Consider the following 26510-nt stretch of genomic DNA (forward strand, 5'->3'; position numbering starts at 1 on the left):
GAGGATAACTAGATGAAATACCGCCTGGGCGACGCCCGAGTCGAAACCCATCCACAGAGCTGGGTTGCACCCAACGCCACGCTGGTGGGCAAGGTCAAACTGGAGGAGGGCGCCAACGTCTGGTTCAACGCGGTATTGCGCGGTGACAATGAACTGATCCTGATCGGCAAGAACAGCAATGTGCAAGATGGCACCGTCATGCACACCGATATGGGGTATCCGCTGACCATCGGTACCGGTGTGACCATCGGCCATAACGCCATGCTGCATGGTTGCACCGTCGGCGATTTCAGCCTGATCGGTATTAATGCAGTGATCCTTAACGGCGCGAAAATCGGCAAGAACTGCATCATCGGCGCCAATTCGCTGATTGGCGAAGGCAAGGAAATTCCCGATGGTTCGCTGGTGATGGGCTCGCCGGGCAAGGTGGTGCGCGAGTTGACCGAATCGCAGAAGAAAATGCTCGAAGCCAGCGCCGCGCACTATGTCCACAACTCCCAGCGTTACGCCCGGGATCTCGTTGAGCAGCAAGAATGAGCACGACCGAAAGACCAGTCGTCTCGCCCTGCGTGAACATTTGCGCACTCGATGAGGATGACGTCTGCACCGGCTGCCAACGCACCGTCGATGAAATCACCCGCTGGAGCCGGATGGACAACGACGAGCGCCGTAAGGTGCTGGGGTTGTGTCATGAACGGGCGAAGTCCAGCGGGTTGGTGTGGATGATCGGGGCCAAGCCGAATATCTGAACCTCGCCACAGGTTTGGTGTGACTTCCTTGGCCCAACCCCATCGCCTGACGTACCCTGTGTGCCTTGTTTCCAGGTTCCCCTGCGCGCCATGCTCTTCCTGATCGCTTACATCGCCAGCGTCGTGCTGATCAACTACGCCTTTTCCACCGCCCCGCACCTGGACATTATCTGGTCGGCCTGGGGCGGGTTGGTGTTCGTGTTGCGAGACATGGTGCAAACCCGTTTTGGCCACGGCGCCATTCTTGCGATGCTGGCCGCGCTGGTGCTGTCCTACGTCACTTCGGATCCGTCGATCGCGCTGGCCAGCGCGATCGCCTTCGCGGTCTCCGAATGCATTGACTGGCTGGTGTTCAGCATCACCAGGCGGCCGTTGCACGATCGCCTGTGGATAAGTTCGGCGCTGAGCATTCCGTTGGACACCGTCATCTTTTTCGGCCTGATCGGCGCGCTGACTCCGGGTGTGGTTCTCACTGCTCTGGGTTCCAAATTCGCTGGCGTGACCGTCGTTTGGCTGGCCATGGCCTGGCGTTTGCGCAAGAACGCGGTCCTGGGTTAAAGCCAAACCGCCCGGTTCATGTAAAATGCCGCGCTTTCTCCCCATGGGAAGCCCGCTCAGCGTGCGACCCTCGATGATCCGCTCCTTTGAGGACCTGAGATGACCCGTATCGGAACTCCATTGTCGCCAACCGCGACCCGCGTTTTGCTGTGTGGCTGCGGTGAGCTGGGCAAAGAGGTGGTAATCGAGCTGCAACGCCTGGGCGTTGAAGTGATTGCCGTGGATCGCTACGCCAATGCGCCGGCCATGCAAGTGGCTCACCGCAGTCATGTGATCAACATGCTCGACGGTGCGGCGCTGCGTGCGGTGATCGAAGCCGAGAAGCCGCACTTCATCGTGCCGGAAATCGAAGCCATCGCCACCGCCACCCTGGTTGAGCTCGAGGCCGAAGGTTTCACGGTGATTCCAACCGCCCGTGCCGCTCAGCTGACCATGAACCGCGAAGGCATCCGCCGCCTGGCCGCTGAAGAGCTGGACCTGCCGACCTCGCCGTACCATTTCGCCGATACCGTCGAAGACTACCGCAAGGCGGTCGAAGATCTCGGCTTCCCGTGTGTGGTCAAGCCGGTGATGAGTTCGTCGGGCAAAGGCCAGAGCCTGCTACGCAGCGTCGATGACGTGCAGAAAGCCTGGGATTACGCACAAGAAGGCGGCCGTGCCGGCAAAGGGCGGGTGATCATCGAAGGCTTTATCGACTTCGATTACGAAATCACGTTGCTGACGGTGCGTCATATCGGCGGTACCACCTTCTGCGCGCCGGTCGGCCATCGTCAGGAGAAGGGTGACTACCAGGAGTCCTGGCAGCCGCAGGCCATGAGCCCGATCGCGCTGGCTGAATCCGAGCGTGTTGCCAAGGCCGTGACCGAGGCCTTGGGTGGCCGTGGTCTGTTCGGTGTCGAGCTGTTCATCAAAGGCGATCAGGTCTGGTTCAGCGAAGTGTCGCCACGCCCGCACGACACTGGTCTGGTGACCCTGATTTCCCAGGATCTTTCGCAGTTCGCCCTGCATGCCCGGGCAATCCTTGGTTTGCCAATCCCGTTGATCCGTCAGTTCGGCCCATCGGCCTCGGCGGTGATTCTGGTGGAAGGGCAGTCCACCCAGACTGCATTCGCCAACCTGGGCGCTGCGTTGAGCGAACCGGATACTGCCCTGCGTTTGTTCGGCAAGCCAGAAGTGAATGGCCAGCGCCGCATGGGCGTTGCCCTGGCGCGTGACGAGTCGATCGAGGCCGCAAGGGCCAAGGCGACCCGTGCTTCGCAAGCGGTTGTTGTAGAGCTGTAACCGAGTCGCGGCCATCGCGAGCAAGCTCGCTCCCACAAGGACGATGCATTTCCCTGTGGGAGCGAGCTTGCTCGCGATGCGATCTATCAGGCGACTCGATTCAAATCATTTTCTCTGGTCTCTTTCAAGCACAGCACAGCCATCAAGCTGAGCAGCGCTGCGCCTGACACATAGCCGCCGACCCAACTCAAACCGCCCATTGCCACCAGCTTCTGCGCAAAGAACGGTGCCGCCGATGCACCGACAATGCCGCCCAAATTGTAGGCCGCTGATGCGCCGGTATAACGCACGTGTGTGGGAAACAGTTCCGGCAGCAAAGCGCCCATGGGCGCGAAGGTCACGCCCATCAAAAACAGCTCGATGCACAGGAACAGCGCAACACCCCAGGTCGAGCCCTGAGTCAGCAACGGCTCCATGGTAAAACCGGAAAGAACCGCCAGTACAGCGCCGACAATCAACACCGGTTTGCGCCCGTAACGGTCGCTGGCCAAGGCTGCCAGTGGTGTGGCCGCGGCCATGAACAGTACGGCGAAGCACAGCAGGCCAAGGAAGGTTTCACGGCTATAGCCGAGGGTCGAGACACCGTAACTCAGCGAGAATACTGTCGAAATATAAAACAGTGCATAGCAGACCACCATCGCAGCCGCGCCGAGCAGCATCGGCGCCCAATGCTGGCTGAACAGTTCAACCACCGGGATCCTCACCCGCTCCTGACGGGCAATGGCGTTGGCGAAAACTGGAGTTTCATGCAGTTTCAGGCGCACATAGAGACCGACCATCACCAGTGCTGCGCTGAGCAGGAACGGAATTCGCCAGCCCCACGAGCGGAACTGTTCGTCGTTCAGGGTCATCGCCAGGGTCAGGAACAGGCCGTTGGCAGCGAGGAAACCGATCGAGGGGCCGAGCTGAGGGAACATGCCGAACCAGGCGCGTTTGCCCTTCGGTGCGTTCTCGGTGGCGAGCAGCGCCGCGCCACCCCATTCGCCGCCCAGACCAAGCCCCTGACCGAAGCGCAGCACGCACAGCAGGATCGGGGCCCAGGCGCCGATGCTGTCATAGCCGGGCAGCACGCCGATCAGCGTGGTGCAGACGCCCATCAACAGCAAGGATGCGACCAGCGTCGATTTGCGGCCGATGCGATCACCGAAGTGACCGAACAGCGCCGAACCCAGAGGTCGGGCCAGAAAGGCGATACCGAACGTGAGGAATGCCGAAAGCATTTGCGCAGTGCCGGAGGTCTGCGGGAAGAACACCGGGCCGATGACCAGCGCTGCCGCAGTGGCGTAAACGTAGAAGTCGTAGAACTCGATGGCGGTGCCAATGAAGCTGGCAGTGGCCACGCGGGTGGCGGAGTTCGTCGGTTGGGCGGGTGCAGTGTCACTATACGTGGTGCTGGTAGTCATGCGGTTATCCCTGACAGTCATGTGCTCCGTTGGAGCGAATTATTATGGTCGAACACCCAGGGATGTGGGTTTTACGCAGGCGCGACTCGAGATGGGAGTCGGCACCGGACAGGTGCAGGCAATGCGGGGCCAGAACTCGCTGAGTGCGGGTAGCACGTGGTCCGGCGGGGCTTGGGTAAGCGGGTTCGATTATAGAAAGCCGCTTATCGATCAAACAAGGAGTAGAGCAGCCTAAATACAGGCCACTAGGGAGCTGCGTTTTATAAAGACACTGGAACGGAACCGGTGTGCCAGATCAGTACACGGCTGACGCGATTGTCTTCGGTGGCGAGGATTTCCAGGCGATAGCGGCCAATCTTCAGGCATACCGCGCTGTCCGGGATGGTTTCCAGCGCTTCGGTGACCAGCCCGTTGAGGGTTTTCGGGCCGTCGCTGGGCAAGTGCCAGCCGAGACTCTTGTTCAGATCGCGAATCGATGCAGCGCCGTCGATCACCAGGCGGCCGTCGGCCTGGGGATGAATGTGTGGATTGTCGATGCGTTGCTCGCTTTCGAACTCGCCGACGATTTCTTCGAGAATATCTTCCAGGGTGACAATGCCGAGCACTTCACCGTATTCATCAACCACCATCCCCAGGCGGCGCTGCTGTTTATGGAAATTGAGTAACTGCAACTGCAGCGGGGTGCTTTCCGGCACGAAATAAGGTTCGTGACAGGCATCCAGCAATGCGTTCTTGGTCAGGCTCGCGTCTGGTAACAAGTAGCGAATCTGACGGGTGTTGAGCACCGCCTCGACCTGGTTGATATCGCTGTGGAACACCGGCAGCCGAGTGCGTTTGGAGAGTCGCAGCTGTTCGATGATCTCTTCGATCGGATCGTCCAGATTGATCCCGTCGACTTCGCTGCGTGGTACCAGGATGTCGTTGACCGTGATGTTGTCCAGTGCATGAATGCCGGACAACAGGTGTGGGCGGCAGGCGGCGTGTTCGTGGTTCGGTTCGTGGTCAAGGGCTGGCGGTAACTCATCATCGCTCAGTTTGACGCTGGCGGATTTGACACTGAACGGGCGCAGAAACAATCGGGCGATGCTGTTCAATAGCCATGCGGCGGGATAGAGGATCTTCAGTGGCACGCCAAGCAGGGTATTGCCCAATCCAAGGATTGCTTCGGGATAACGTGTGGCGAGGGTTCGCGGCAGGTAGTCGGCGAACACCAACAGGATCGCGGTGGCACTCAGGAAGGCCAGCAACGGCCCTTTCTCTTGCCAGTAACCTACGGCTAGCAACGTGCCGATAATCACCGCCAGCACCCGGCTCAGCGTGTTGCAGAAGATCAGGCTCTCGCGCGGGAAGCTCAGTCTGGCCAGTGGCTTGTCACCCGAGCGCGACGCGGTGCGCTGGGCCAGCAGTTGCTGTTGAGCGATCTCGATGGCGGTAAATAGTCCCGACCATAAAACCAGCAGGGCCAGTACCGCGAGCATAGGCCCCAAGGGCAAGTTGTCCATTATGGTTGCCCGTCAGATATGCAGGATGTATTCACGGACCAGCTTGCTGCCGAAGTACGCCAGCATCAGCAGGCAGAAACCGGCAAGGGTCCAGCGAATAGCCTTGTGTCCACGCCAGCCGAGGCGGTTACGGCCCCACAGCAGCACACTGAAGACGATCCAGGCCAGGCAAGCCAGCAGGGTCTTGTGCACCAGGTGTTGGGCGAACAGGTTCTCGACGAACAGCCATCCGGAGATCAGCGACAGCGACAGCAGCGTCCAGCCAGCCCAGAGGAAGCTGAACAGCAAGCTTTCCATGGTTTGCAGTGGCGGGAAGTTCTTGATCAGGCCGGAGGGGTGTTTGTGCTTGAGCTGATGATCCTGCACCAGCAGCAGCAAGGCCTGGAACACCGCGATGGTGAACATGCCATAGGCCAGGATCGACAACAGAATATGTGCAAGGATTCCTGGCTCTTCATCGATTACCTGCACGGTGCCCGAAGGTGCGAACTGCGCCAGTAACACCGTGGCCATTCCTAACGGGAATAGTAATAAAAGAAGGTTTTCCACCGGGATCCGCGAGCAAGCCAGCAGGGTCAGGGCAATTACCGCTGCGGCGATCAGGCTGGCGGCGCTGAAGAAGTCCAGGCTCAGGCCGCCAGGCGTCATCAGATGGGTGAAGAGGCTGGCGCTGTGAGCCAGCACCGCGAGGATGCCGAGCGTGACCAGCAGGCGTTTGTTTGCCTTGGCGCCGTTGGCCAGCCGGGTGCCTTGATAGAGAGTCGCAGCGGCGTATAGGCAGGCGGCGGCGAGGGTGGTTAGCAAGCTGGGTGACAAGGGGAGCATAAATCCTGTTAGGCAAGCCCGAAAGGAACTGAGTTTGGCATAGAACCCACATATCACGAAAGACCACGCAACCAGACGGCGAGGTGTGCGCCGGGCCCAGTCTTCGCTATAATCCGCGACCTGCCCACGCCGCAGGCTCGCCGAGCGTTCGTTTTTCACGGGCTGGGCCGCCATTACCTCGGTCTACAATAGGGCCTGAAAGGATCGCGCATGTTTGAAAACCTAACCGACCGTCTCTCGCAGACGCTGCGCCATGTCACCGGCAAGGCCAAGCTGTCCGAAGACAATATCAAAGACACCCTGCGTGAAGTGCGCATGGCGTTGCTCGAAGCCGACGTCGCCTTGCCGGTGGTCAAAGACTTCGTCCATGCGGTCAAGGAACGCGCTGTCGGCACAGAGGTGTCGCGCAGTCTGACGCCGGGCCAGGCCTTCGTGAAGATCGTTCAGGCCGAACTCGAAAGCCTGATGGGCGCCGCCAACGAAGACCTGAACCTGAGTGCTGTGCCGCCGGCCGTAGTGCTGATGGCCGGTCTGCAAGGTGCCGGTAAAACCACCACCGCCGGTAAACTTGCGCGCTTCCTTAAAGAGCGCAAAAAGAAGAGCGTCATGGTGGTTTCGGCGGACGTCTACCGTCCGGCGGCGATCAAACAGCTGGAAATGCTCGCCGGTGAAGTCGGCGTAACCTTCTTCCCGTCTGATCTCAGCCAGAAGCCGGTGGCGATCGCTGAGGCGGCTATTAAAGAAGCCCGACTCAAGTTCATCGATGTGGTGATCGTCGATACCGCCGGTCGTCTGCACATCGACGCCGAGATGATGGGTGAGATACAGGCCCTGCATGCGGCGATCAAACCTGTAGAAACACTGTTCGTGGTCGACGCCATGACCGGTCAGGACGCAGCCAACACCGCCAAGGCCTTTGGTGATGCGCTGCCGCTGACCGGTGTGATCCTGACCAAGGTCGACGGTGACGCCCGTGGCGGTGCTGCGCTGTCTGTGCGTGCGATTACCGGCAAACCGATCAAGTTCATCGGTATGGGCGAGAAGAGCGATGCGCTCGATCCGTTCCACCCTGAGCGGATCGCTTCGCGGATCCTCGGCATGGGCGACGTGCTCAGCCTTATCGAGCAGGCCGAGCAGACCCTTGATAAAGACAAAGCCGAAAAACTGGCGAAAAAGCTCAAGAAAGGTAAAGGTTTCGATCTCGAAGACTTCCGCGATCAACTGCAACAGATGAAGAACATGGGCGGCCTCGGCGGTCTCATGGACAAACTGCCAAATATCGGTGGTGTGAATCTGGCGCAAATGGGCAATGCCCAGGGCGCAGCAGAGAAGCAGTTCAAGCAAATGGAAGCCATCATCAACTCCATGACCCCGGCCGAGCGCCGTGACCCTGAGCTGATCAGTGGTTCGCGCAAGCGTCGGATCGCCATGGGTTCCGGTACCCAGGTGCAGGACATCGGTCGCTTGATCAAGCAGCACAAGCAGATGCAGAAGATGATGAAAAAATTCTCCGCCAAAGGCGGAATGGCGAAAATGATGCGCGGCATGGGCGGAATGTTGCCCGGCGGCGGTATGCCGAAAATGTAAAGTTTTCGCGTCGGCAGTTATGTCGGCGCTACCCCACACGGACGTGGGATCTCCAGCAAACCCGCACTTGGCGGGAGCTGACCCGCCGTCGTTCGCGACGGCTCTATAGCAAATCTTGATGGCATGCCGATAGGCGCCGGAAAAAGACATTTGCAAAAGTCCGGATATTCCTTAGAATATGCGGCCTTTCGGGCACCTATGCCCGCTGTGCATTTAGATTTGCAGCACCGACTACAGGAACGATGTTCACATGCTAACAATCCGTCTTGCCCTTGGCGGCTCCAAAAAGCGCCCGTTTTACCACTTGACCGTGACCGACAGCCGCAACCCACGCGACGGTTCGCACAAAGAACAAGTTGGTTTCTTCAACCCGATCGCTCGTGGTCAAGAAGTCCGCCTGTCCGTGAACCAAGAGCGCGTAGCCTACTGGCTGAGCGTTGGTGCACAACCTTCTGAGCGTGTTGCTCAGTTGCTCAAGGATGCTGCTAAGGCTGCGGCCTGAGCAATATGAACGCGACGCCAGCAATCGCTGATGATTTGATCGTTATCGGCAAGATTTATTCTGTTCACGGCGTTCGCGGCGAAGTGAAGGTGTATTCCTTTACTGATCCGATTAAAAACCTGTTGGACTACAAAACCTGGACGCTGCGGCGCGAAGGCAATGTGAAACAGGTTGAGCTGGTCAGCGGACGCGGGAACGACAAGTTCCTGGTCGCAAAGCTCAAGGGTCTTGATGATCGTGAAGAAGCTCGTCTTCTGGCCGGTTACGAGATCTGCGTGCCGCGCAACCTGTTCCCTGAACTGACCGACGGCGAGTACTACTGGTACCAGCTGGAAGGTCTGAAGGTTATCGACACTCACGGGCAATTGTTCGGGAAAATCGATCATCTTCTGGAAACCGGCGCCAATGATGTAATGGTGGTCAAGCCTTGCGCTGGCAGCCTGGATGATCGCGAACGCCTGTTGCCGTATACCGGGCAATGCGTGTTGGCAGTCGACCTGGCAGCGGGCGAGATGAAGGTGGAATGGGACGCGGACTTCTAAACGTGGCTAATTTGCGCGTAGAAGTGATCAGTTTGTTTCCCGAGATGTTTTCCGCCATCAGCGACTACGGCATTACCAGCCGCGCGGTGAAACAGGGGCTCTTGCAGCTGACCTGTTGGAATCCGCGAGACTACACAACGGATCGACATCACACTGTGGATGATCGCCCATTTGGCGGTGGTCCGGGCATGGTGATGAAGATCAAGCCCCTGGAAGATGCTCTGGTTCAGGCCAGGCAGGCAGCCGGGGAGGCGGCGAAGGTAATTTACCTGTCGCCCCAAGGCCGTCGATTGACTCAGTCGGCGGTACGCGAGTTGGCGAATGAGGAAGCATTAATCCTGATTGCCGGCCGCTATGAAGGCATTGACGAGCGGTTTATTGAGGCTCATGTCGATGAAGAGTGGTCGATTGGCGACTATGTACTTTCCGGTGGCGAGCTGCCGGCGATGGTCCTGATAGATGCGGTTACACGACTGCTGCCCGGAGCTTTAGGGCATGCGGACTCCGCCGAGGAAGATTCCTTTACGGATGGTTTGCTGGATTGCCCGCATTACACCCGACCGGAGGTGTATGTGGATCAGCGTGTTCCCGACGTGTTGCTAAGTGGCAACCACGCACATATCCGGCGATGGCGTTTACAGCAGTCCCTTGGCAGGACCTTTGAACGACGCGCCGATCTTCTGGAAAGCCGCTCGCTTTCTGGAGAAGAGAAGAAGCTGCTCGAGGAATACATCCGCGAGCGGGACGATAGTTAACAACGTATCGATGGTAGATCCGACGATTTACCTTAGGAGCACAGCATGACTAACAAAATCATCCTTGCACTCGAAGCAGAGCAGATGACCAAAGAGATCCCTACCTTTGCCCCGGGCGACACCATTGTCGTTCAGGTGAAAGTGAAGGAAGGCGACCGTTCGCGTCTGCAAGCGTTCGAAGGCGTTGTAATCGCCAAGCGTAACCGTGGTGTGAACAGTGCTTTCACTGTTCGTAAAATCTCCAACGGTGTTGGCGTAGAGCGTACTTTCCAGACCTACAGCCCGCAAATCGACAGCATGGCCGTTAAACGTCGCGGTGACGTACGTAAAGCCAAGCTGTACTACCTGCGCGACCTGTCCGGTAAAGCAGCTCGCATCAAGGAAAAACTGGTTTAAGTCCAGCTTCTCCGATGCGAAAAAAGCAGCCTGCGGGCTGCTTTTTTGTGTGCGCCTGTTTTTTGCCCCCGATCCCACTGGAGATCTGCTAAAACTGCGGACTCGCTGTTGCCCTGTTCCTTGAAATGGCGTGCTATGAAAGACTAGTGATCATCACCACTGTTCGCTATTTATTTATACGCGGCCTTGAGCTTGCGAATCCTGAGTGCTCATGCCTGCCATCGATCATCCCCTGATAGACCAGTTTCTCGATGCCCTATGGTTGGAAAAGGGTCTTGCCGAAAATACCCGTGACGCCTATCGCAGTGACTTGGCACTGTTCAACGGCTGGCTGCGCGAGCAAAGCCTGGAGCTGGTCAACGCCGGTCGCGAGCTGATTCTCGATCATCTGGCCTGGCGTCTGGAGCAGGCCTATAAACCACGTTCCACAGCGCGTTTTCTCTCGGGTGTACGTGGCTTTTATCGTTACCTGCTGCGGGAAAAATTGATTGCGGTCGACCCAACGTTGCAAATTGATATGCCGCAGCTGGGCAGGCCATTGCCCAAATCCCTGTCAGAAGCCGACGTCGAGGCGCTGCTGACGGCACCGGACCTGAGTGAGGCCATCGGTCAGCGTGATCGCGCCATGCTCGAAGTGCTGTATGCCTGTGGTTTGCGCGTGACCGAGCTGATCAGCCTGACCCTGGAGCAAGTCAATCTGCGCCAGGGCGTGCTGCGGGTGATGGGCAAAGGCAGCAAGGAGCGGCTGGTGCCAATGGGCGAGGAGGCGATTGTCTGGGTCGAGCGCTACATGCGCGACGCTCGTGGCGAGCTGCTGGGCGGGCGACCTAGCGACGTGTTGTTCCCCAGCCTGAGAGGTGAACAGATGACCCGGCAAACGTTCTGGCACCGGATCAAGCACCAGGCAAAAGTCGCCGGGATCGGAAAATCCCTGTCCCCCCACACCTTGCGCCATGCGTTTGCCACTCACTTGCTCAACCATGGAGCCGATCTGCGGGTGGTGCAGATGCTGCTCGGTCACAGCGACCTGTCGACCACGCAGATCTACACTCATGTGGCGCGAGCCCGGTTGCAAGACCTGCACGCCAAACACCACCCTCGAGGATGATTGCCGGCCCTGTGTAGGAGCAGCCGGTCGACGCTCGATTGCTCGCGATGGTCGCGAACGATAACGCGTGTTGTCTGAGTGAGCGCGTCGTCCTTACGTTAATCGCGAGCAATCGAGCGTCGACCGGCTGCTCCTTGCAAGGGGCGATTTTGATGTGTTGTCTGAGCGGCAGTCGGCCCCGCAGGCCAACTGTGGTAGGCTTTGTCGGTTTGCACAGTGGGCGGCTAAAACCCGATGTTTCAGTACCGGCGTTGTACCCGTTCCATTTGTCCGCCTTCAGGAGTTCCCATGCGTGTGACCCAGATTATTGCCGCTGCAGCCATTGCATTGGTCAGCACCTTTGCTGTGGCCGATGACGCCGCCGAGCAAGCGATTCGCAAGAGCCTCGAAAGCCTGCATCTCGAAGTGCCCGTCGAGACCATCACCGCCAGCCCGTTGGCCGGTCTGTACGAAATCAAACTCAAGGGCAGCCGTGTGCTGTACGCCAGTGCTGACGGCCAGTTCGTCATGCAGGGTTATCTGTTCCAGCTCAAGGATGGCAAACCGGTAAACCTGACTGAAAAAGCCGAACGTTTGGGCATTTCCAGGTTGATCAACGGCATCCCCGTCGCAGAAACTGTGGTTTATCCGGCCATCGGCGAAACCAAAACGCACATTACTGTATTCACCGACACCACGTGCCCGTACTGCCACAAGCTGCACGCCGAAGTGCCTGAGCTGAACAAAATGGGCATCGAAGTGCGCTATGTTGCTTTCCCGCGTCAGGGTCTGGGCTCGCCGGGTGACGAGCAGCTGCAAGCGGTCTGGTGCTCGAAAGACAAGAAAGCGGCCATGGACAGTATGGTCGATGGCAAGGAAATCAAGGCTGCCAAGTGCGCCAACCCGGTTTCCAGGCAGTTCGCTCTCGGTCAGTCTATCGGTGTGAGCGGTACACCGGCCATCGTTTTGGCCGACGGCCAAGTGATTCCGGGCTATCAGCCTGCGCCACAAGTCGCCAAACTGGCGTTGGGCGCGAAATAATCCTGCGTCGTCACGGTAAGCCTTTGACGATCATGGTTCGGCGACAGCAGTCGTCGTTCCGTTAAATAGAGAGCCGCGTGCTTGCGGCTGTTTTCCACGGCCGACCTTGAGTCGGCCGTTTTATGGGGAGTTCAGAGTGAATCCGGTCAAAGTAGGCATCTGTGGGTTAGGTACCGTCGGTGGCGGCACCTTCAACGTACTTCAGCGTAACGCCGAGGAGATTGCCCGCCGTGCCGGGCGTGGAATCGAAGTGGCTCAAATTGCCATGCGTACGCCAAACCCTCAGTGTGAGATTACCGGTACCCCCATTACCAACGATGTCTTCGCTGTCGCGACCAACCCTGAAATCGATATTGTCATCGAGCTGATTGGTGGTTATACCGTGGCCCGTGAGCTGGTGCTCAAGGCCATCGAGAACGGCAAGCACGTGGTCACCGCGAACAAGGCACTGATTGCCGTTCACGGCAATGAAATCTTCGCCAAGGCTCGTGAGAAGGGCGTAATCGTCGCCTTCGAAGCTGCCGTGGCTGGTGGCATCCCGGTAATCAAGGCGATCCGTGAAGGCCTGTCGGCGAACCGCATCAACTGGGTCGCCGGGATCATCAACGGCACCGGTAACTTCATCCTCACCGAAATGCGTGAAAAAGGCCGGACCTTCGAAGACGTCCTGGTCGAGGCGCAGGCCCTGGGCTACGCGGAAGCTGATCCGACCTTCGACGTTGAAGGCATCGATGCGGCGCACAAGCTGACGATTCTGGCGTCCATCGCCTTCGGTATCCCGCTGCAATTCGACAAGGCCTACACAGAAGGCATCACCAGGCTGACCACCGCTGACGTGAACTACGCCGAAGCGCTGGGCTATCGCATCAAGCACCTGGGTGTGGCACGCAGCACGCCAAGCGGCATCGAGCTGCGCGTACACCCGACGCTGATCCCGGCTGATCGTCTGATTGCCAACGTCAATGGTGTGATGAACGCCGTCATGGTCAACGGCGACGCTGCGGGTTCGACGCTGTTCTATGGTGCCGGTGCTGGCATGGAGCCAACGGCTTCGTCGGTGATCGCGGATCTGGTGGACGTGGTTCGCGCCATGACCTCGGACCCGGAAAACCGCGTACCGCACCTGGCCTTCCAGCCGGACTCGCTGTCGGCCCATCCGATCCTGCCGATCGAAGCCTGCGAAAGTGCCTACTACCTGCGTATCCAGGCCAAGGACCACCCGGGCGTGCTGGCCCAGGTTGCGAGCATCCTGTCGGAGCGTGGCATCAACATCGAATCGATCATGCAAAAAGAAGTTGAAGAGCACGACGGTCTGGTACCAATGATCCTGCTGACCCACCGTGTGCTGGAGCAGCACATGAACGATGCGATCACCGCTCTGGAAGCGTTGCAGGATGTGGTCGGTCCTGTCGTGCGGATCCGGGTCGAGCACTTGAACTAAGCCGTTATTGTTCCGAGGGCTTTTTGCCAAAGCCCTCGTTTGAGAACTCTTTTTAGAGGAGCCAGTCATGCGTTATATCAGTACCCGCGGCCAGGCACCGGCCCTGAATTTCGAAGATGTCCTGCTGACCGGTCTGGCCAGCGATGGCGGCCTGTACGTGCCAGAAAACCTGCCACGCTTCACTCAGGAAGAAATTGCCTCCTGGGCCGGCCTGCCATACCACGAGCTGGCATTCCGGGTGATGCGCCCGTTTGTCAGCGGTAGCATTCCGGATGTGGACTTCAAGAACATCCTTGAAGAAACCTACGGTGCGTTCTCCCACGGCGCTGTTGCGCCGTTGCGTCAGCTCAACGGTAACGAATGGGTGCTCGAGCTGTTCCACGGCCCGACGCTGGCGTTCAAGGACTTTGCTCTGCAACTGCTCGGTCGCTTGCTCGATTACGTGCTGGAGAAGCGTGGCGAGCGCGTGGTGATCCTCGGTGCCACCTCGGGTGATACCGGTTCTGCCGCCATCGAAGGGTGCCGTCGTTGCGACAACGTCGACATCTTCATTCTGCATCCGCACAACCGCGTTTCTGAAGTTCAGCGTCGGCAGATGACGACCATCTTCGGCGAGAACATTCACAACATCGCCGTTGAAGGCAACTTCGACGATTGCCAGGAAATGGTCAAGGCCAGCTTCGCCGACCAGAGCTTCCTCAAGGGCACTCGCCTGGTAGCGGTCAACTCGATCAACTGGGCGCGGATCATGGCCCAGATCGTTTACTACTTCCATGCAGCCCTGCAGCTGGGCGGCCCGGCCCGTTCGGTATCGTTCTCGGTGCCAACCGGCAACTTCGGCGATATCTTCGCTGGCTACCTGGCGCGCAACATGGGTCTGCCGATCAATCAATTGATTGTCGCTACCAACCGCAACGACATCCTGCACCGCTTCATGAGCGGCAATCAGTACGTCAAGGAAACCCTGCACGCGACCCTGTCGCCGTCGATGGACATCATGGTCTCCTCGAACTTCGAACGTCTGTTGTTCGATATGCACGGTCGCAATGGTGCGGCGCTGGCCGGCCTGATGGAGACCTTCAAGCAGGGTGGCGGTTTCAGCGTCGACGAGGATCGCTGGACTGAAACACGCAAGCTGTTCGATTCGCTGGCGGTCGACGATGAGCAAACCTGCGAAACCATTGCCGAAGTCTTCGCACAATGTGGCGAGTTGCTGGATCCGCATACCGCCATCGGCGTCAAGGCCGCGCGTGAGTGCCGCCGCAGCCTGGATATACCGATGGTGATTCTGGGGACGGCCCACCCGGTCAAGTTCCCTGAAGCCGTGGAGAAAGCTGGTGTAGGAAAAGCGCTTGAACTGCCCGCTCATCTTTCTGATTTGTTTGAACGGGATGAGCGCTGCACCGTTTTGGCAAATGACTTGAAAGCCGTGCAGGCCTTTGTCAGTCAACATGGCAACCGCGGCAAGCCACTTTGATTGACTGGACCCGTCACATATTGAAGCCCGTCTCATGACGGGCTTTTTATTGTGCGCCCAGAATCACCGGAAGGTTGACGATTCAACGTGGCTGTTTTTTCTCTGTCATCTTTTCCATGCATGCTCCATGTACTCAGGTTGACGAGGTTCGCTCTTCGTTTACGTGAAGGGCTTTCTTCTCGGGCTGGTGGTCATTTGCAGTGGACAGGCCCTTAGGCACTTTGTTTTCGGACTATTGAGTGGTGATCGAGATGGAAAGTATCAGCCTATTGCTGGGTGAGGCTTTGAGCCCGTATCAGGTCGCACTGGGCCCCTCGGGTGCCGGTGGCGAATGCCTGGTGACGTTGAAGAATGCAGCCGGGTCCATCGTGGTTGAGCGGGCGTTCAATCAGGCTCAGTTGACCGATAAACGTTTGCTGACAGACGTAGTCGACGGCCTGCACCGTGACGTGCTGATTGCCGAGGGGCGTCTTGAGCCCAGCGTCATCGCTGCTTTGCGTAATGCCGCGCAGGACAAGGCTTTTGCCAGCAGGAATTGATTCTATTTTTTTTGAACCTTAATACCGTCGGGTAAGTCAGACTTTGTACAACGGGACCAAGCATTGTGCTCCGGTGCTTGCAGCTTGTTGTACGGGTCTTTGTAGGCCACGTTTAACCCCGAGTCGTTTCCCTACTTCTTGGGGTTTCTTTTGCCTGGCGTTTGTCATTGCTCTTGAGGGCGCTGAAAAAATGCCCTGGCGTCCTCCAGGTAATCGCGGCGCATCTCTGGATCAAGCCAAGCGGTATAAAAATCGATCAGTGTGTTCTGACGCAGGTCGCGCAAGGCTTTGTTGATGCTGGCAATGGCCTGACGGCCCTCTGCCGTATTCGAGCAACCGACATGGATCGACTGGTACTTTTCCGTATCCTTGATCGGGTAGAACTCCAGCTCAGCGGGCGATATGCCTTGCCGTTGTGCCTGGTACCGGATTTCCGGCCAGTAGCCCAATAACGCGGTCAAGCGTCCCAGGCGCTGCATTTGCAACAAGCTACCCAGCGCGTCATTGCCATAGTGCGCAGCCAATGTGTCGACCGGAGCGTGTTGCAGTTGAGCATCGATCCGTTGGCCATAGCTGCGTTCGGCAACCACTCCGAGCTTCTGGCTGCTGGCCAGAAGTGCCGTCAGATCGACCTTGCCGCCGACGATGAACGGCTCCAGGGTGGCGCGGTCTTGATGGCGCACTGCCAGACCGTTACTCAGGATCCTCAAGGCGGGAATCGAAAACTCGATCCACTGCGTGCGCTCTTTGCTCCAGAGCAATGAAGGATCGCAGGTGAATGAGAGTTCATGGAGCATTTGCATGCCGCGCGCGCGGTTGACCCGCATGATGTTGTGCTGGTATTGCGGCATGCTGGCGATCAACAGCGGCATCAGCCGATCGATGGCGCCTTGACCTTTTTCTGGTGCTTCGAGAATCGTCAACGGTGGCAGGTCGCGCAGCAGCCAGATCAGCGTCTCCTTGGCTTGAGCCGCCCTTGGTGCGGCCAATAGCCACACCAGCATCGGCAAAATTCCCAGCATGCGAAGCGTTCGCCACCAGGCGCGACGAAGCATTGCGCTGCTTGCCAGCGTCGGCCTCCGGCGAGCCAAAGACAATGGATTCAGCTTAGATAGCCCCGACTTCACGTAGCCGGTTGATCTGTACGGCGTCGTAGCCAAGGTCGTTCAGCACTTGCACGTTATGTTCACCGAGCGCTGGCCCGACCCATTCGGATGTGCCCGGTGTGTCCGAAAGTTTTGGCACTATCCCCGGCATCTTGAAGGCCTTGCCATCGGGTAGCTTGGCCTGCAGGAACATTTCCCGGGCCAGAAACTGCGGATCGCTGAACATGTCTTCGGCGCTGAAAATCCGGCTGGCCGGTACTTCGGCCAGGTTCAATCGGTCGATCACCGCGTCCAGCGGCAGCGAGCTGACCCAGCGATCAATCACGCCGTATATTTCATCACGGCGGCTGTCGCGACCATCGTTGCTGCTCAGGGCCGGATCGTCAGCCAGATCCTCGCGACCGATCGCCTGCATGAAGCGTTTGAAGATCGCATCGCCGTTAGCGCCGATTTGCACATGTTTCCCGTCGGCGCTGGTGTGGATGGAGGAGGGCGTGATGCCAGGCATGATGTTGCCGGTGCGCTCACGGATGAACCCGAAGACGTCGAACTCCGGGACCATGCTTTCCATCATGGCGAAGATCGCCTCATACAGCGCAACGTCCACCACTTGCCCCTGACCACCATTAACCTCGCGGTGACGTAGCGCCATGAGCCCGCCAATCACGCCCCAGAGCGCGGCGATCGAATCACCGATGGAAATGCCGGTGCGCACGGGTGGCCGGTCCTCGAAGCCGGTGATGTAGCGCAGGCCGCCCATGGACTCGCCGACCGCACCGAAGCCGGGCTGATCCTTCATCGGCCCGGTCTGACCGAAACCGGAGAGGCGCACCATCACCAGTTTCGGGTTCAATGCGTGCAAAACCTCCCAGCCGAGGCCGAGTTTTTCCAGCACGCCTGGGCGGAAATTTTCGATCAGGATGTCCGCTTCACTGAGCAACTGTTTGAGAATCGCCAGACCGTCCGGGTGTTTCAGGTTCAAAGTCAGGGATTTCTTGTTGCGCGCCTGGACGAACCACCACAGCGACGTGCCTTCATAGAGCTTGCGCCATTTGCGCAACGGGTCACCGCCATCCGGGGATTCGACCTTGATTACGTCGGCGCCGAATTCGCCGCAGATGCGTGAGGCGAAAGGGCCGGCGATCAAGGTGCCGAGTTCGATGACTTTTACCCCGGCAAGAGGTTTGGCGGTGAGCGGCATGGGAAATCCTGTAGGGCAAACGGCTGAGCGGAGAGAGCGTTTTAACATAGCCCGGCCATCTGGCTAAAGGATGATGAGTCGCGGGAGTCGTTGATTAGCCTTCGCATCGGTTAGACTTGCCGCCTTTCCTCGTATCAAGAAGCGCGTTCATGGCCCAGCCGTCCACGACCTACAAATTTGAACTGAACCTTACTGACCTCGATCGTGGGGTGTATGAAAGCGTCAAACAGACCATCGCCCGTCATCCTTCGGAGACTGAAGAGCGAATGACCGTGCGCCTGTTGGCCTATGCCTTCTGGTACAACGAGCAGCTGTCCTTTGGCCGTGGTCTGTCAGAAGTAGACGAACCTGCCTTGTGGGAAAAAAGTCTGGATGACCGTGTCCTGCACTGGATCGAAGTCGGCCAGCCGGATGCCGATCGCCTGACCTGGTGCTCGCGTCGTACTGAACGCACCAGTTTGCTGGCCTATGGCAGCCTGCGTGTCTGGGAAACCAAAGTGGTCCCAGCCGTGAAAAACCTGAAAAACGTCAACATCGCCGCCGTGCCGCAAGAGATTCTGGAAGTGCTGGCCAAGGACATGCCGCGCGCTATCAAGTGGGACGTGATGATCAGCGAAGGCACGATTTTCGTGACCGATGATCGCGGCCAGCACGAAGTCCAGCTGCAGTGGCTGACGGGCGAGCGCGGCTGATTCTTCGCCGCTCGTCTGCATCATTCTGTTTCATCCCTTTTCTTGAAGAGAAGCACCCCTCGCCCCATGCGTATCGAACCCCGCCTGCTGCCCGCTACCCTGCCGTTTCTCGGTGACCTGCCGCCGCTGCTGACCCGCCTCTACGCGGCGCGTGGTGTGCAGTCCGAGGCTGAACTGGACAAGAGCCTGGCGCGTTTGATTCCCTATCAGCAGCTCAAGGGCATTGAGGCGGCGGTGGATTTGCTGGTGGTGGCACTGGAGCAGCGCCAGCGCATCCTCATCGTCGGTGACTTCGATGCTGATGGCGCGACCGCCAGCACGGTCGGCATGCTCGGATTACGCCTGCTGGGCGCCGCCCACGTCGACTATCTGGTGCCCAATCGCTTCGAATACGGCTACGGACTGACCCCGGAAATTGTCGCGGTAGCCTTGCAGCGCGAACCACAATTGCTGATTACCGTGGACAACGGTATCTCCAGCGTCGAAGGCGTGGCGGCGGCGAAAGCGGCGGGGCTGACCGTGTTGGTCACCGATCACCACTTGCCGGGGCACGAGTTGCCTGCCGCGGACGCCATCGTCAATCCGAATCAACCGGGTTGCGAGTTCCCGAGCAAAGCGCTGGCCGGCGTCGGGGTGATTTTTTATGTACTGATGGCGCTGCGCGCTCGTCTACGCAGCCTGGGTTGGTACGAGAGTAGACCGCAGCCGAACATCGGTGAGTTGCTGGATCTGGTGGCGCTGGGCAGTGTGGCCGACGTGGTGCCGCTGGACGCCAATAACCGCATTCTGGTGCATCAAGGGCTTGAGCGGATTCGCGCCGGGCGTGCGCGGCCGGGACTCAAGGCAATCCTTGAAGTCGCCAAGCGCGACCATTCGCGAATCACCTCCACCGACCTTGGGTTCATTATCGGCCCGCGTCTGAACGCGGCAGGGCGGCTGGATGACATGAGTCTGGGCATCGAATGCCTGCTCAGCGAAGACAACGCTTCAGCGCGGGAAATGGCGACCCAGCTCGATGAGCTGAACCAGGATCGCAAATCCATCGAGCAAGGCATGCAGCGCGAAGCCCTGGCTCAACTCAAGGACTTGCCGCTGGAGTCGATGCCGTTCGGCTTGTGTCTGTTCGAAGCCGATTGGCACCAAGGCGTCATCGGTATCCTCGCTTCGCGTATGAAAGAGCGCTACCACCGCCCGACCATCGCCTTTGCCGATGCGGGTGAAGGCATGCTCAAAGGCTCGGCGCGTTCGGTGCCGGGGTTTCATATCCGCGACGCATTGGATGCAGTGGCGGCGAAACATCCTGAGTTGATCAGCAAGTTCGGTGGCCACGCCATGGCGGCGGGGCTGTCACTGCCGGAGCAGAACTTCCCGGCGTTTGCCGAGGCGTTCGACACCGAGGTTCGTCGGCAACTGCGTGAGGACGATTTGACCGGGCGGCTGCTGTCTGACGGTACGCTGGCAGTCGAGGAGTTCCATCTGGAACTCGCCCGCGCCTTGCGCCACGCCGGTCCTTGGGGCCAGCACTTTCCTGAACCGTTGTTCCATGGCGTGTTTCAGTTGGTCGAGCAGCGCATCGTCGGTGAGCGGCATCTCAAAGTGGTGCTCAAAAGTGAATGCGGCTCGCTGAAACTCGATGGTATTGCATTTGGCATCGATCGCGAGATCTGGCCGAACCCGACCATTCGTTGGGTCGAGCTGGCCTACAAGCTTGACCTCAACGAGTTCCGTGGGCAGGAAACCGTGCAGTTGATGATTGCCCACATCGAACCGCGGTAGTCAGATCGCAGATCGTTCCCACGCTCCGGTGTGGGGATGCAGCCCGTGACGCTCCGCGTCACAGAGGCGGACGCAGAGCGTCCATTGAGGCATTCCCACGCGGAGCGTGGGAACGATCAAATCTCCCAAATCGGGTTCTTTAGTTTTCTGAACCCTCCCTCATTCTCGGTTGTCGACTAGGCTCTAAACACTGTCTGATTGTGCCTTGTGACGTCTTCTCATTTTTTGCCCGCGGGGGCGGGTGCTGCATCCTTCTTGTCACTCGTCGACTTTTCAAACAGAACCCTGGAGCCTGACCACTGATTGAGAGGTGCCCCATGAGTCTGCTGCTTGAACCCTATACCCTTCGTCAATTGACGCTGCTCAACCGCATCGCGGTCTCGCCAATGTGCCAATACTCCTGCGTCGATGGGCTGGCCAATGACTGGCATCTTGTTCATCTCGGCAGTCGTGCCGTGGGCGGTGCCGGTCTGGTCTTTACCGAGGCCACGGCGGTGACTGCCAACGGGCGTATCACCGCTCAAGACCTTGGTCTGTGGAACGATGATCAGATCGAACCCTTGCAACGCATCACTCGTTTTATCACCGCCCAGGGCGCTGTCGCCGGTATCCAGCTGGCCCACGCCGGGCGCAAGGCCAGCACCCATCGGCCATGGCTGGGCAAGCATGGCAGCGTGAAACCGGCCGACGGCGGCTGGACTCCGGTCGGCCCATCGCCGATTGCCTTTGACCCCGAACACAGCGCACCGATACAACTGAATGAAGGACAGATCGCCGACGTCATCCAGGCCTTCGTCGATGCCGCCAAACGCGCCTTGGTCGCCGGATTCAAAGTAGTCGAAGTGCATGCTGCGCACGGTTACCTGCTGCACCAGTTTCTATCGCCCTTGAGCAACCAGCGAAGCGATCAATACGGTGGCTCTTTCGAAAACCGCATTCGTCTGGTGCTGCAAGTGACCGAAGCGGTGCGTACGGTCTGGCCTGAAGAGTTGCCACTGTTTGTGCGGGTGTCGGCCACCGATTGGGTCGAAGATGGCTGGAACCCGGATGAAACCGTGGAGCTGGCGCGACGTCTGAAAGCCTTGGGTGTAGACCTGATTGATGTGTCCTCGGGCGGCACCGCGGCCAACGCGGAGATTCCAACCGGGCCGGGTTACCAGACGCGCTTTGCCGAGCGTGTGCGCAAGGAGTCGGGTATCGCCACCGGGACTGTCGGTTTGATCACCGAGCCCGCTCAGGCCGAGCACATTCTGCGTACCTGTCAGGCTGACATCATCCTGCTGGCTCGGGAGCTGCTACGCGATCCTTACTGGCCGCTGCATGCCGATGATGACCTGGGCGGACACAAAGCCATCTGGCCGGCGCAATACCAACGGGCGACTCACCGCGATCAGCCGATTCATGAGTCGGATTTGCGTGAATAAACGCATTTGTAAAAAGCCAAAGCCCCGGTCGCGAGACTGGGGCTTTTACTTATCCAGCTGAACGCTTTATGGGGCTTGTTACCGTCATCGCGAGCAAGCTCGGCTCCTACAGGTACCGCGTCATCCTTGTGGGAGCCGAGCTTGCTCGCGATGAGGTCAGTCCAGGCACCGACGATCTCAAGGCTGACCCTGTCAGGTGTATTTGCGCTTATCCGGTGCTGGCGGGAAATACTGATACAGCCAGGTCTCGCTCAACGTCCGGTCATGGGTACGAATGAACAGCCGCAACTCCACCGCAGCTACGCTATCGTCGGTGGGGTACCAGTCGAAAGTCACTCGATAGCCTTTGATGTCCGGCAACTGCAGGACGTTGAAGTCTTTCACCTGGCCGTTCGACGCCGTGACGATCGGCTCGATGGCAGTTCCTTCGGGCAGGCGATCCAGACCGCCGCCGGTAAAGTCGACAGCAAAACGCCGCGCCCAGACCTCAGGATAATGCTCGCCCGGTGCCCATCCCTCGATGAAGCCACCCATGCCCGAGCGCGTCGCATTGACCTGCGCCAGCGGTGTGCTGACGGGTGGCAGAGCGCTCCAGTAGAGTTTGTAGCCGTAGTTCAGCGAGTCGCCTGCTGCGACGGGCTGCCTGGGTGTCCAGAAGGCCACGATGTTGTCGAGAGTCTCGCCCGTGGTCGGGATTTCCAGCAGATCGATAGAGCCTTCACCCCAGGCAGTGGTCGGCTCGACCCATAGACTCGGGCGGCGGCTGTACCAGTCCACGGTGTCCTGATAGCTGACGAACTCGTGATCGGTCTGGACCAGACCGAAACCTTTCGGGTCTTTATCGACGAAGGCATTGAATTGCAGCGTCGCCGGGTTGTTCAGTGGCCGGCAGATCCATTCGCCATTGCCGCGCCACATGGCCAGACGGTCGGAGTCATGGATTTGCGGATGAATGGTGTCGCACATGCGCCGTTCATGGGTGCCGCAGCTGAACATGCTGGTCATCGGCGCGATGCCCAACTGCTCGATGGCGGTGCGCGCATTGACATGCGCGTCGACGGCCATCACCACCTGATTGGCCTGGCAATCGATATCGAAGCGATAAGCGCCGGTTGCGCTGGGCGAGTCGAGCAAGGCGTACACCACGAATCGCGTACTGTCCTTGTCTGGTGTTTCGAACCAGAACCTGGTGAAGTCAGGAAACTCCTCTTTGCGTTTGGCGTAAGTGTCGATCGCCAGCCCACGCGCAGACAAACCGTATTGGCCACTGGCATCCACTGCACGGAAATAGCTGGCGCCGAGGAAGGACAGCACATCGTGCTTGTCCAGCTCCGGGGCCTTGAACAGCTTGAACCCGGCGAAACCCAGGTCTCCCTTGAGCTGCGAGGTGTCGACGCTGGTCTTCCGGTAGTTGAACAGTGATGGCCGGAAGTGCACTTCCCGCGCCTGGCGGGTCTTGGGGTCGACGCTGTACATGCGCACCGGTTGCTTGAAACCCATCCCGACATGGAAAAACTGCACGTCCAGTTGGCCGTTCAGCTCATTCCACAGCGAATGATTGGCGTCGTACTGGATCGCGTTGAATTGCTGCGGCGCCATGTTGGCGAGGGTCGGCGGCAACACCTGCTTGGTATCCAGATATCGATCGCCTGCCAGTTGCCTGGCTTTTGCCTTCAACGTTTCGAAGTCGAACGTCTGAGCCTCGCCATCGGCGGTACCGGCCCAGGCGCGAGCGGCCAGCAGGCCAGTGGCCGACAGACCGGTATAGGCGGCGATGGCCATGGAGGCTTTCAGGAGATTCCTGCGGTGCATAAATAAAACCTGTCTTGGATGATCCCGCGCCGTTACTGGCTGCGTGATGAATCAGAAATTGAGGTTCGGACATGTCTTGGGCCAAACGCAACGGACGCTTAACAGATAACAAAGAGCGCCAGCCGTTCGCAATGAATTGAAAAAAACACTGAGCGCTGAGGAGCAAGCCTGCACAAATGATCAGGCAATCCGCCGCCAGGCGGGCAAGGCCATGATAGTCACAGACCGCAGCAAGCATTCAAGCGGGCCATATGGATGGCAGCGCATCCACCGTGTGCTCAACCACACTTATACGGCGTACCTTACGATCACCATCAGCATGATCACAGGCGGGTCTTTGAATCAGTTGCGGCGCTGCCGGACAGCGGTTCGCGGTTATCGTTAACGTCCTTGCAGAAGATGAACCACCAGGCGTTGCAGAATGCGGAGTGGCCTGATGCAGTTACCCGGAGCAGGAATCGAGCAGCAGGCCTTTGTTCAATTCAGCCGGCATTACCAATCCTGTATTCGCTCTGTTCTCTGATGCAAAACCCGCAATACCTGAATTTGTCCGTGCATCAGGCGATAAGGAGCAATAAACGGATACTCAGTTATGACGAGTTCACGCAGATCAGGCATCACGGAAGGTCTGCCTGAGCCGGGGAACAGTTCAAGTTGACCGAATAATTCCAGAATGTTTGTTATCACATCGTTGGCTGCAGAAAAGCCAATCAAGTCGCGGTAATACTCATGGATAGCATCAAGATCACTCTCCGCTTTTTCGGTCAGTACGACTTTCGGCACGGTTTGCCCACTTAGCCTTTACGGCGTCCAGATCGGTCAGTTTGCCAGCGTTGGCATCGGCTATGCCTTCGCTGATGGCTTGTAGATGCCAGGACTCGGCTTCCACATAACGAACCAGTGCACGCTTGAGATGATACTGGCGGTCGCGATCGGTCGCGGCTGCAAGCTGATCCAGTTGCTGGGCAAGGATCTCTTCGACACGAAAGGACAAAACGGGCGAGGCCATGTTGGCTCTCCTGAAAAGGTGTATACGTTGTAGACGATGTAAACACCGTAGGCCTTGCCGAGACTTCAGTCAACCGATGCTATGTGCACTGTCGTCAGCAAACCTTAGCGGGGCTGTGTCGAAAGAGAGTGACCGATATATTGCCAAATGCTTGGGTGGTCATTCGTTCCGCCACTACCCTCCAGGCTCCATCAATCGCTGTATGGGTAAGTAGGCCCCACTGCGCATCTGAGTCACCCCGGCAACCCAAACGATGCCGGGGCGAAAGGTGTTACCGGCTGATTTTCCAGGCATCGCCCGCCGGGGCGGTGCCGTGGTCGTACGGCTTGCCGAGCCACATGTAGAGCAGGCCCAGGCCGATAACGATGGCGGTGCTCAGCACCATGGCGTAGTTGATGTACCACGCAGCGTCTGGCGTACGCGGCCAGGCCATGTTGATGATTGCACCGACACCGTAGACCAGCGCACCGATGTTCACCGGCAGGCCCCAAGCCCCGAGAGTGAATTTGCCGCTGGGTCTCCAGCCGCGGGCACGGGCGTAGAGGGCGGCGAGAACGATCATCTGGAACGCCAGGTAGATACCGATGGCGGCGAAGCTGACGATGGTCGCCACTGCGTCTTGCAGGAAAAAGCCCAGAGCGATGATCAGCGCCGGCAGGATACCGGACACGAACAATGCGGCAACCGGAACCTGAGTGGTCGGCGAAATCCGTTTCAGCAGGCTGCTGCCGATGACCATTTCGTCTCGGGCGTAGGAATACAGCAGGCGACTGGCCGCCGCTTGCAGGCTGATGACGCAGGAGATGAAGGAAATCATCACCACACCCATCACTACTTTCGAACCAACAGGACCGAAGGCGTTGCTGAGGATGGTGGTGACCGGGTCTTTGTCGGTGCCATTGATCACTGCTTGCATGTCCGGCACGGCGAGGATCAGTGCCAGGCAAGCGAACATCGCCGCAATGCCGCCGATGTAGATGGTCATGCGCATGGCCACCGGGATCTGCTTGCTCGGGTTCGGGGTTTCTTCGGCCACGTCGCCGCAGGCCTCGAAGCCGTAGTAGAGAAACATCCCCGCCAACGAGGCGGTGAGGAAGGCCGGCAGGTAGGAGCCGTCAACGCGGATATCAAAGGTGTTGAACAACACGCTGAGCGGTTGATGACGCTCGAATACCAGCAGGTACACCCCGACGATCACCGCGCCCACCAGCTCGCAGAGGAAGCCGAACATGGCGATACGCGCCAGCACTTTGGTGCCGCTGAGGTTGACCAGCGTGGCGAACAACGTCAGCACCAGAGCGATGATGATGTTGGTGTTGTTGCTTGGTTCGAAGCCCATCATCGCCGCCAGATAGGGGCCGGCACCGACCGCAACGGCGGCGATGGTTACGCACAGGGCGATGGAGTAGATCCAGCCGACCATCCACGCCCAGCGCTTGCCGACCAGGCGGCGGGCCCAAGGGTAAACCCCACCGGAAATCGGGAACTGTGAAACCACTTCACCGAAGATCAGGCACACCAGCAATTGCCCGCAGCCGACCAGTAAGTAGGCCCAGAACATCGGTGGCCCGCCGGCAGCCAGACACAGGCCGAACAGGGTGTAGACGCCTACCACCGGCGACAGGTAAGTGAAGCCCAGGGCGAAGTTTTCCCACAGGCTCATGCTGCGATTGAAGTTCGAGGTGTAGCCCAGTTTGCGTAGCTGCTCGGCATCGCTGTCGGCGGCTAATGCAGAGAATTCGGGTGATGCACTCATAAGGTATTTCTCCGGAAAATCGGCAGATTTCGGATGTCCGAATCCGTGG

The 26510-nt window shown here is 58.7% G+C and carries 26 protein-coding genes; 17 read left to right on the forward strand and 9 right to left on the reverse strand.

What is annotated here, in order from left to right:
* The first annotated feature begins 12 nt into the window (after positions 1-12).
* The 4 genes from AC07O1_RS08280 to purT all read left to right on the forward strand — a co-directional run bounded on the left by AC07O1_RS08280 (position 13) and on the right by purT (position 2588).
* The gene (locus AC07O1_RS08280) at positions 13-537 is read left to right on the forward strand and encodes a gamma carbonic anhydrase family protein (protein ID WP_494992498.1); all 525 of its coding nucleotides are present in this window, start codon (positions 13-15) and stop codon (positions 535-537) included.
* On the forward strand, positions 534-749 hold the full coding sequence (locus AC07O1_RS08285; RefSeq protein ID WP_494992499.1) for a DUF1289 domain-containing protein: 216 nt from the start codon (positions 534-536) through the stop codon (positions 747-749). Before AC07O1_RS08280 ends, AC07O1_RS08285 begins: the two co-directional genes overlap by 4 nt.
* A gap of 90 nt (positions 750-839) precedes the next feature.
* Positions 840-1307 carry a preQ0 transporter gene (locus AC07O1_RS08290; RefSeq protein WP_495088477.1) on the forward strand — a complete coding sequence of 156 codons (468 nt, stop codon included), beginning with the start codon at positions 840-842 and terminating at the stop codon, positions 1305-1307.
* A gap of 99 nt (positions 1308-1406) precedes the next feature.
* On the forward strand, positions 1407-2588 hold the full coding sequence (purT, locus tag AC07O1_RS08295) for a formate-dependent phosphoribosylglycinamide formyltransferase (protein ID WP_494992501.1): 1182 nt from the start codon (positions 1407-1409) through the stop codon (positions 2586-2588).
* Positions 2589-2674: 86 nt separating this feature from the next.
* Here purT and AC07O1_RS08300 read toward each other — a convergent pair whose 3' ends face one another.
* From AC07O1_RS08300 to AC07O1_RS08310, 3 genes are all read right to left on the reverse strand, one after another.
* Complete coding sequence (locus tag AC07O1_RS08300; RefSeq protein WP_495088478.1) at positions 2675-3991, reverse strand: MFS transporter; 1317 nt, start codon at positions 3989-3991, stop codon at positions 2675-2677.
* 260 nt (positions 3992-4251) lie between these two features.
* Positions 4252-5493 (reverse strand): CNNM domain-containing protein, encoded by a 1242-nt coding sequence (locus AC07O1_RS08305; RefSeq protein WP_495088479.1) that lies wholly within the window; start codon positions 5491-5493, stop codon positions 4252-4254.
* Between the two features lie 12 nt (positions 5494-5505).
* The gene (locus AC07O1_RS08310) at positions 5506-6318 is read right to left on the reverse strand and encodes a cytochrome C assembly family protein (protein ID WP_495088480.1); all 813 of its coding nucleotides are present in this window, start codon (positions 6316-6318) and stop codon (positions 5506-5508) included.
* A 210-nt stretch (positions 6319-6528) separates the two neighbouring features.
* On the opposite strand from AC07O1_RS08310, the gene ffh reads away from it, so the two are divergent.
* From ffh to AC07O1_RS08360, 10 genes are all read left to right on the forward strand, one after another.
* Positions 6529-7905 carry a signal recognition particle protein gene (gene ffh / locus AC07O1_RS08315; protein WP_494992505.1) on the forward strand — a complete coding sequence of 459 codons (1377 nt, stop codon included), beginning with the start codon at positions 6529-6531 and terminating at the stop codon, positions 7903-7905.
* 250 nt (positions 7906-8155) lie between these two features.
* Positions 8156-8407, forward strand: a complete 252-nt coding sequence (gene rpsP / locus AC07O1_RS08320; protein ID WP_262114813.1) for a 30S ribosomal protein S16 — start codon at positions 8156-8158, stop codon at positions 8405-8407.
* A gap of 5 nt (positions 8408-8412) precedes the next feature.
* Positions 8413-8949, forward strand: a complete 537-nt coding sequence (gene rimM, locus AC07O1_RS08325; RefSeq protein ID WP_495088481.1) for a ribosome maturation factor RimM — start codon at positions 8413-8415, stop codon at positions 8947-8949.
* Entirely contained in the window at positions 8931-9704 is a 774-nt protein-coding gene (gene trmD, locus AC07O1_RS08330; RefSeq protein WP_494992507.1) for a tRNA (guanosine(37)-N1)-methyltransferase TrmD, read from the forward strand. The genes rimM and trmD overlap by 19 nt, the downstream gene beginning before the upstream one ends.
* 45 nt (positions 9705-9749) lie before the next feature.
* On the forward strand, positions 9750-10100 hold the full coding sequence (rplS, locus tag AC07O1_RS08335) for a 50S ribosomal protein L19 (protein ID WP_054593850.1): 351 nt from the start codon (positions 9750-9752) through the stop codon (positions 10098-10100).
* 211 nt (positions 10101-10311) lie between these two features.
* Positions 10312-11208, forward strand: a complete 897-nt coding sequence (xerD, locus tag AC07O1_RS08340) for a site-specific tyrosine recombinase XerD (RefSeq protein ID WP_494992508.1) — start codon at positions 10312-10314, stop codon at positions 11206-11208.
* Positions 11209-11496: 288 nt separating this feature from the next.
* Positions 11497-12228: a thioredoxin fold domain-containing protein gene (locus tag AC07O1_RS08345; protein ID WP_495088482.1), complete on the forward strand. Its 732-nt coding sequence runs from the start codon at positions 11497-11499 to the stop codon at positions 12226-12228.
* A 136-nt stretch (positions 12229-12364) separates the two neighbouring features.
* Positions 12365-13669: a homoserine dehydrogenase gene (locus AC07O1_RS08350; RefSeq protein WP_494992510.1), complete on the forward strand. Its 1305-nt coding sequence runs from the start codon at positions 12365-12367 to the stop codon at positions 13667-13669.
* Positions 13670-13736: 67 nt separating this feature from the next.
* Complete coding sequence (thrC, locus tag AC07O1_RS08355) at positions 13737-15146, forward strand: threonine synthase (protein ID WP_494992511.1); 1410 nt, start codon at positions 13737-13739, stop codon at positions 15144-15146.
* A 251-nt stretch (positions 15147-15397) separates the two neighbouring features.
* Complete coding sequence (locus tag AC07O1_RS08360) at positions 15398-15685, forward strand: DUF3509 domain-containing protein (protein ID WP_495010295.1); 288 nt, start codon at positions 15398-15400, stop codon at positions 15683-15685.
* Between the two features lie 164 nt (positions 15686-15849).
* Here the strand turns inward: AC07O1_RS08360 and AC07O1_RS08365 are convergent, their stop codons facing one another.
* Positions 15850-16740 carry a TIGR02285 family protein gene (locus AC07O1_RS08365; protein ID WP_495088483.1) on the reverse strand — a complete coding sequence of 297 codons (891 nt, stop codon included), beginning with the start codon at positions 16738-16740 and terminating at the stop codon, positions 15850-15852.
* Between the two features lie 52 nt (positions 16741-16792).
* A complete protein-coding gene (locus AC07O1_RS08370; RefSeq protein WP_495088484.1) occupies positions 16793-17992 on the reverse strand; it encodes a CaiB/BaiF CoA transferase family protein in 1200 nt (399 codons plus the stop codon).
* A 149-nt stretch (positions 17993-18141) separates the two neighbouring features.
* On the opposite strand from AC07O1_RS08370, the gene AC07O1_RS08375 reads away from it, so the two are divergent.
* From AC07O1_RS08375 to AC07O1_RS08385, 3 genes are all read left to right on the forward strand, one after another.
* Complete coding sequence (locus AC07O1_RS08375; protein WP_494992515.1) at positions 18142-18684, forward strand: YaeQ family protein; 543 nt, start codon at positions 18142-18144, stop codon at positions 18682-18684.
* 66 nt (positions 18685-18750) lie between these two features.
* Entirely contained in the window at positions 18751-20460 is a 1710-nt protein-coding gene (gene recJ / locus AC07O1_RS08380) for a single-stranded-DNA-specific exonuclease RecJ (RefSeq protein ID WP_495088485.1), read from the forward strand.
* A 317-nt stretch (positions 20461-20777) separates the two neighbouring features.
* The gene (locus AC07O1_RS08385; protein WP_495023284.1) at positions 20778-21884 is read left to right on the forward strand and encodes an NADH:flavin oxidoreductase/NADH oxidase; all 1107 of its coding nucleotides are present in this window, start codon (positions 20778-20780) and stop codon (positions 21882-21884) included.
* Between the two features lie 192 nt (positions 21885-22076).
* On the opposite strand, the gene AC07O1_RS08390 is transcribed toward AC07O1_RS08385, so the two are convergent.
* The 4 genes from AC07O1_RS08390 to AC07O1_RS08405 all read right to left on the reverse strand — a co-directional run bounded on the left by AC07O1_RS08390 (position 22077) and on the right by AC07O1_RS08405 (position 26461).
* Positions 22077-23696, reverse strand: coding sequence for a glucan biosynthesis protein D (locus AC07O1_RS08390; RefSeq protein ID WP_495088486.1), 1620 nt, complete (start codon positions 23694-23696; stop codon positions 22077-22079).
* A 492-nt stretch (positions 23697-24188) separates the two neighbouring features.
* Positions 24189-24479, reverse strand: a complete 291-nt coding sequence (locus tag AC07O1_RS08395; protein WP_495010301.1) for a type II toxin-antitoxin system RelE/ParE family toxin — start codon at positions 24477-24479, stop codon at positions 24189-24191.
* Positions 24442-24705 carry a CopG family ribbon-helix-helix protein gene (locus AC07O1_RS08400; RefSeq protein ID WP_494992520.1) on the reverse strand — a complete coding sequence of 88 codons (264 nt, stop codon included), beginning with the start codon at positions 24703-24705 and terminating at the stop codon, positions 24442-24444. Before AC07O1_RS08400 ends, AC07O1_RS08395 begins: the two co-directional genes overlap by 38 nt.
* Before the next feature lie 271 nt (positions 24706-24976).
* Positions 24977-26461, reverse strand: a complete 1485-nt coding sequence (locus AC07O1_RS08405) for an APC family permease (RefSeq protein WP_495088487.1) — start codon at positions 26459-26461, stop codon at positions 24977-24979.
* Positions 26462-26510: the final 49 nt, after the last annotated feature.

It is taken from the genome of Pseudomonas sp. GW821-FHT07G10, from assembly GCF_059418545.1.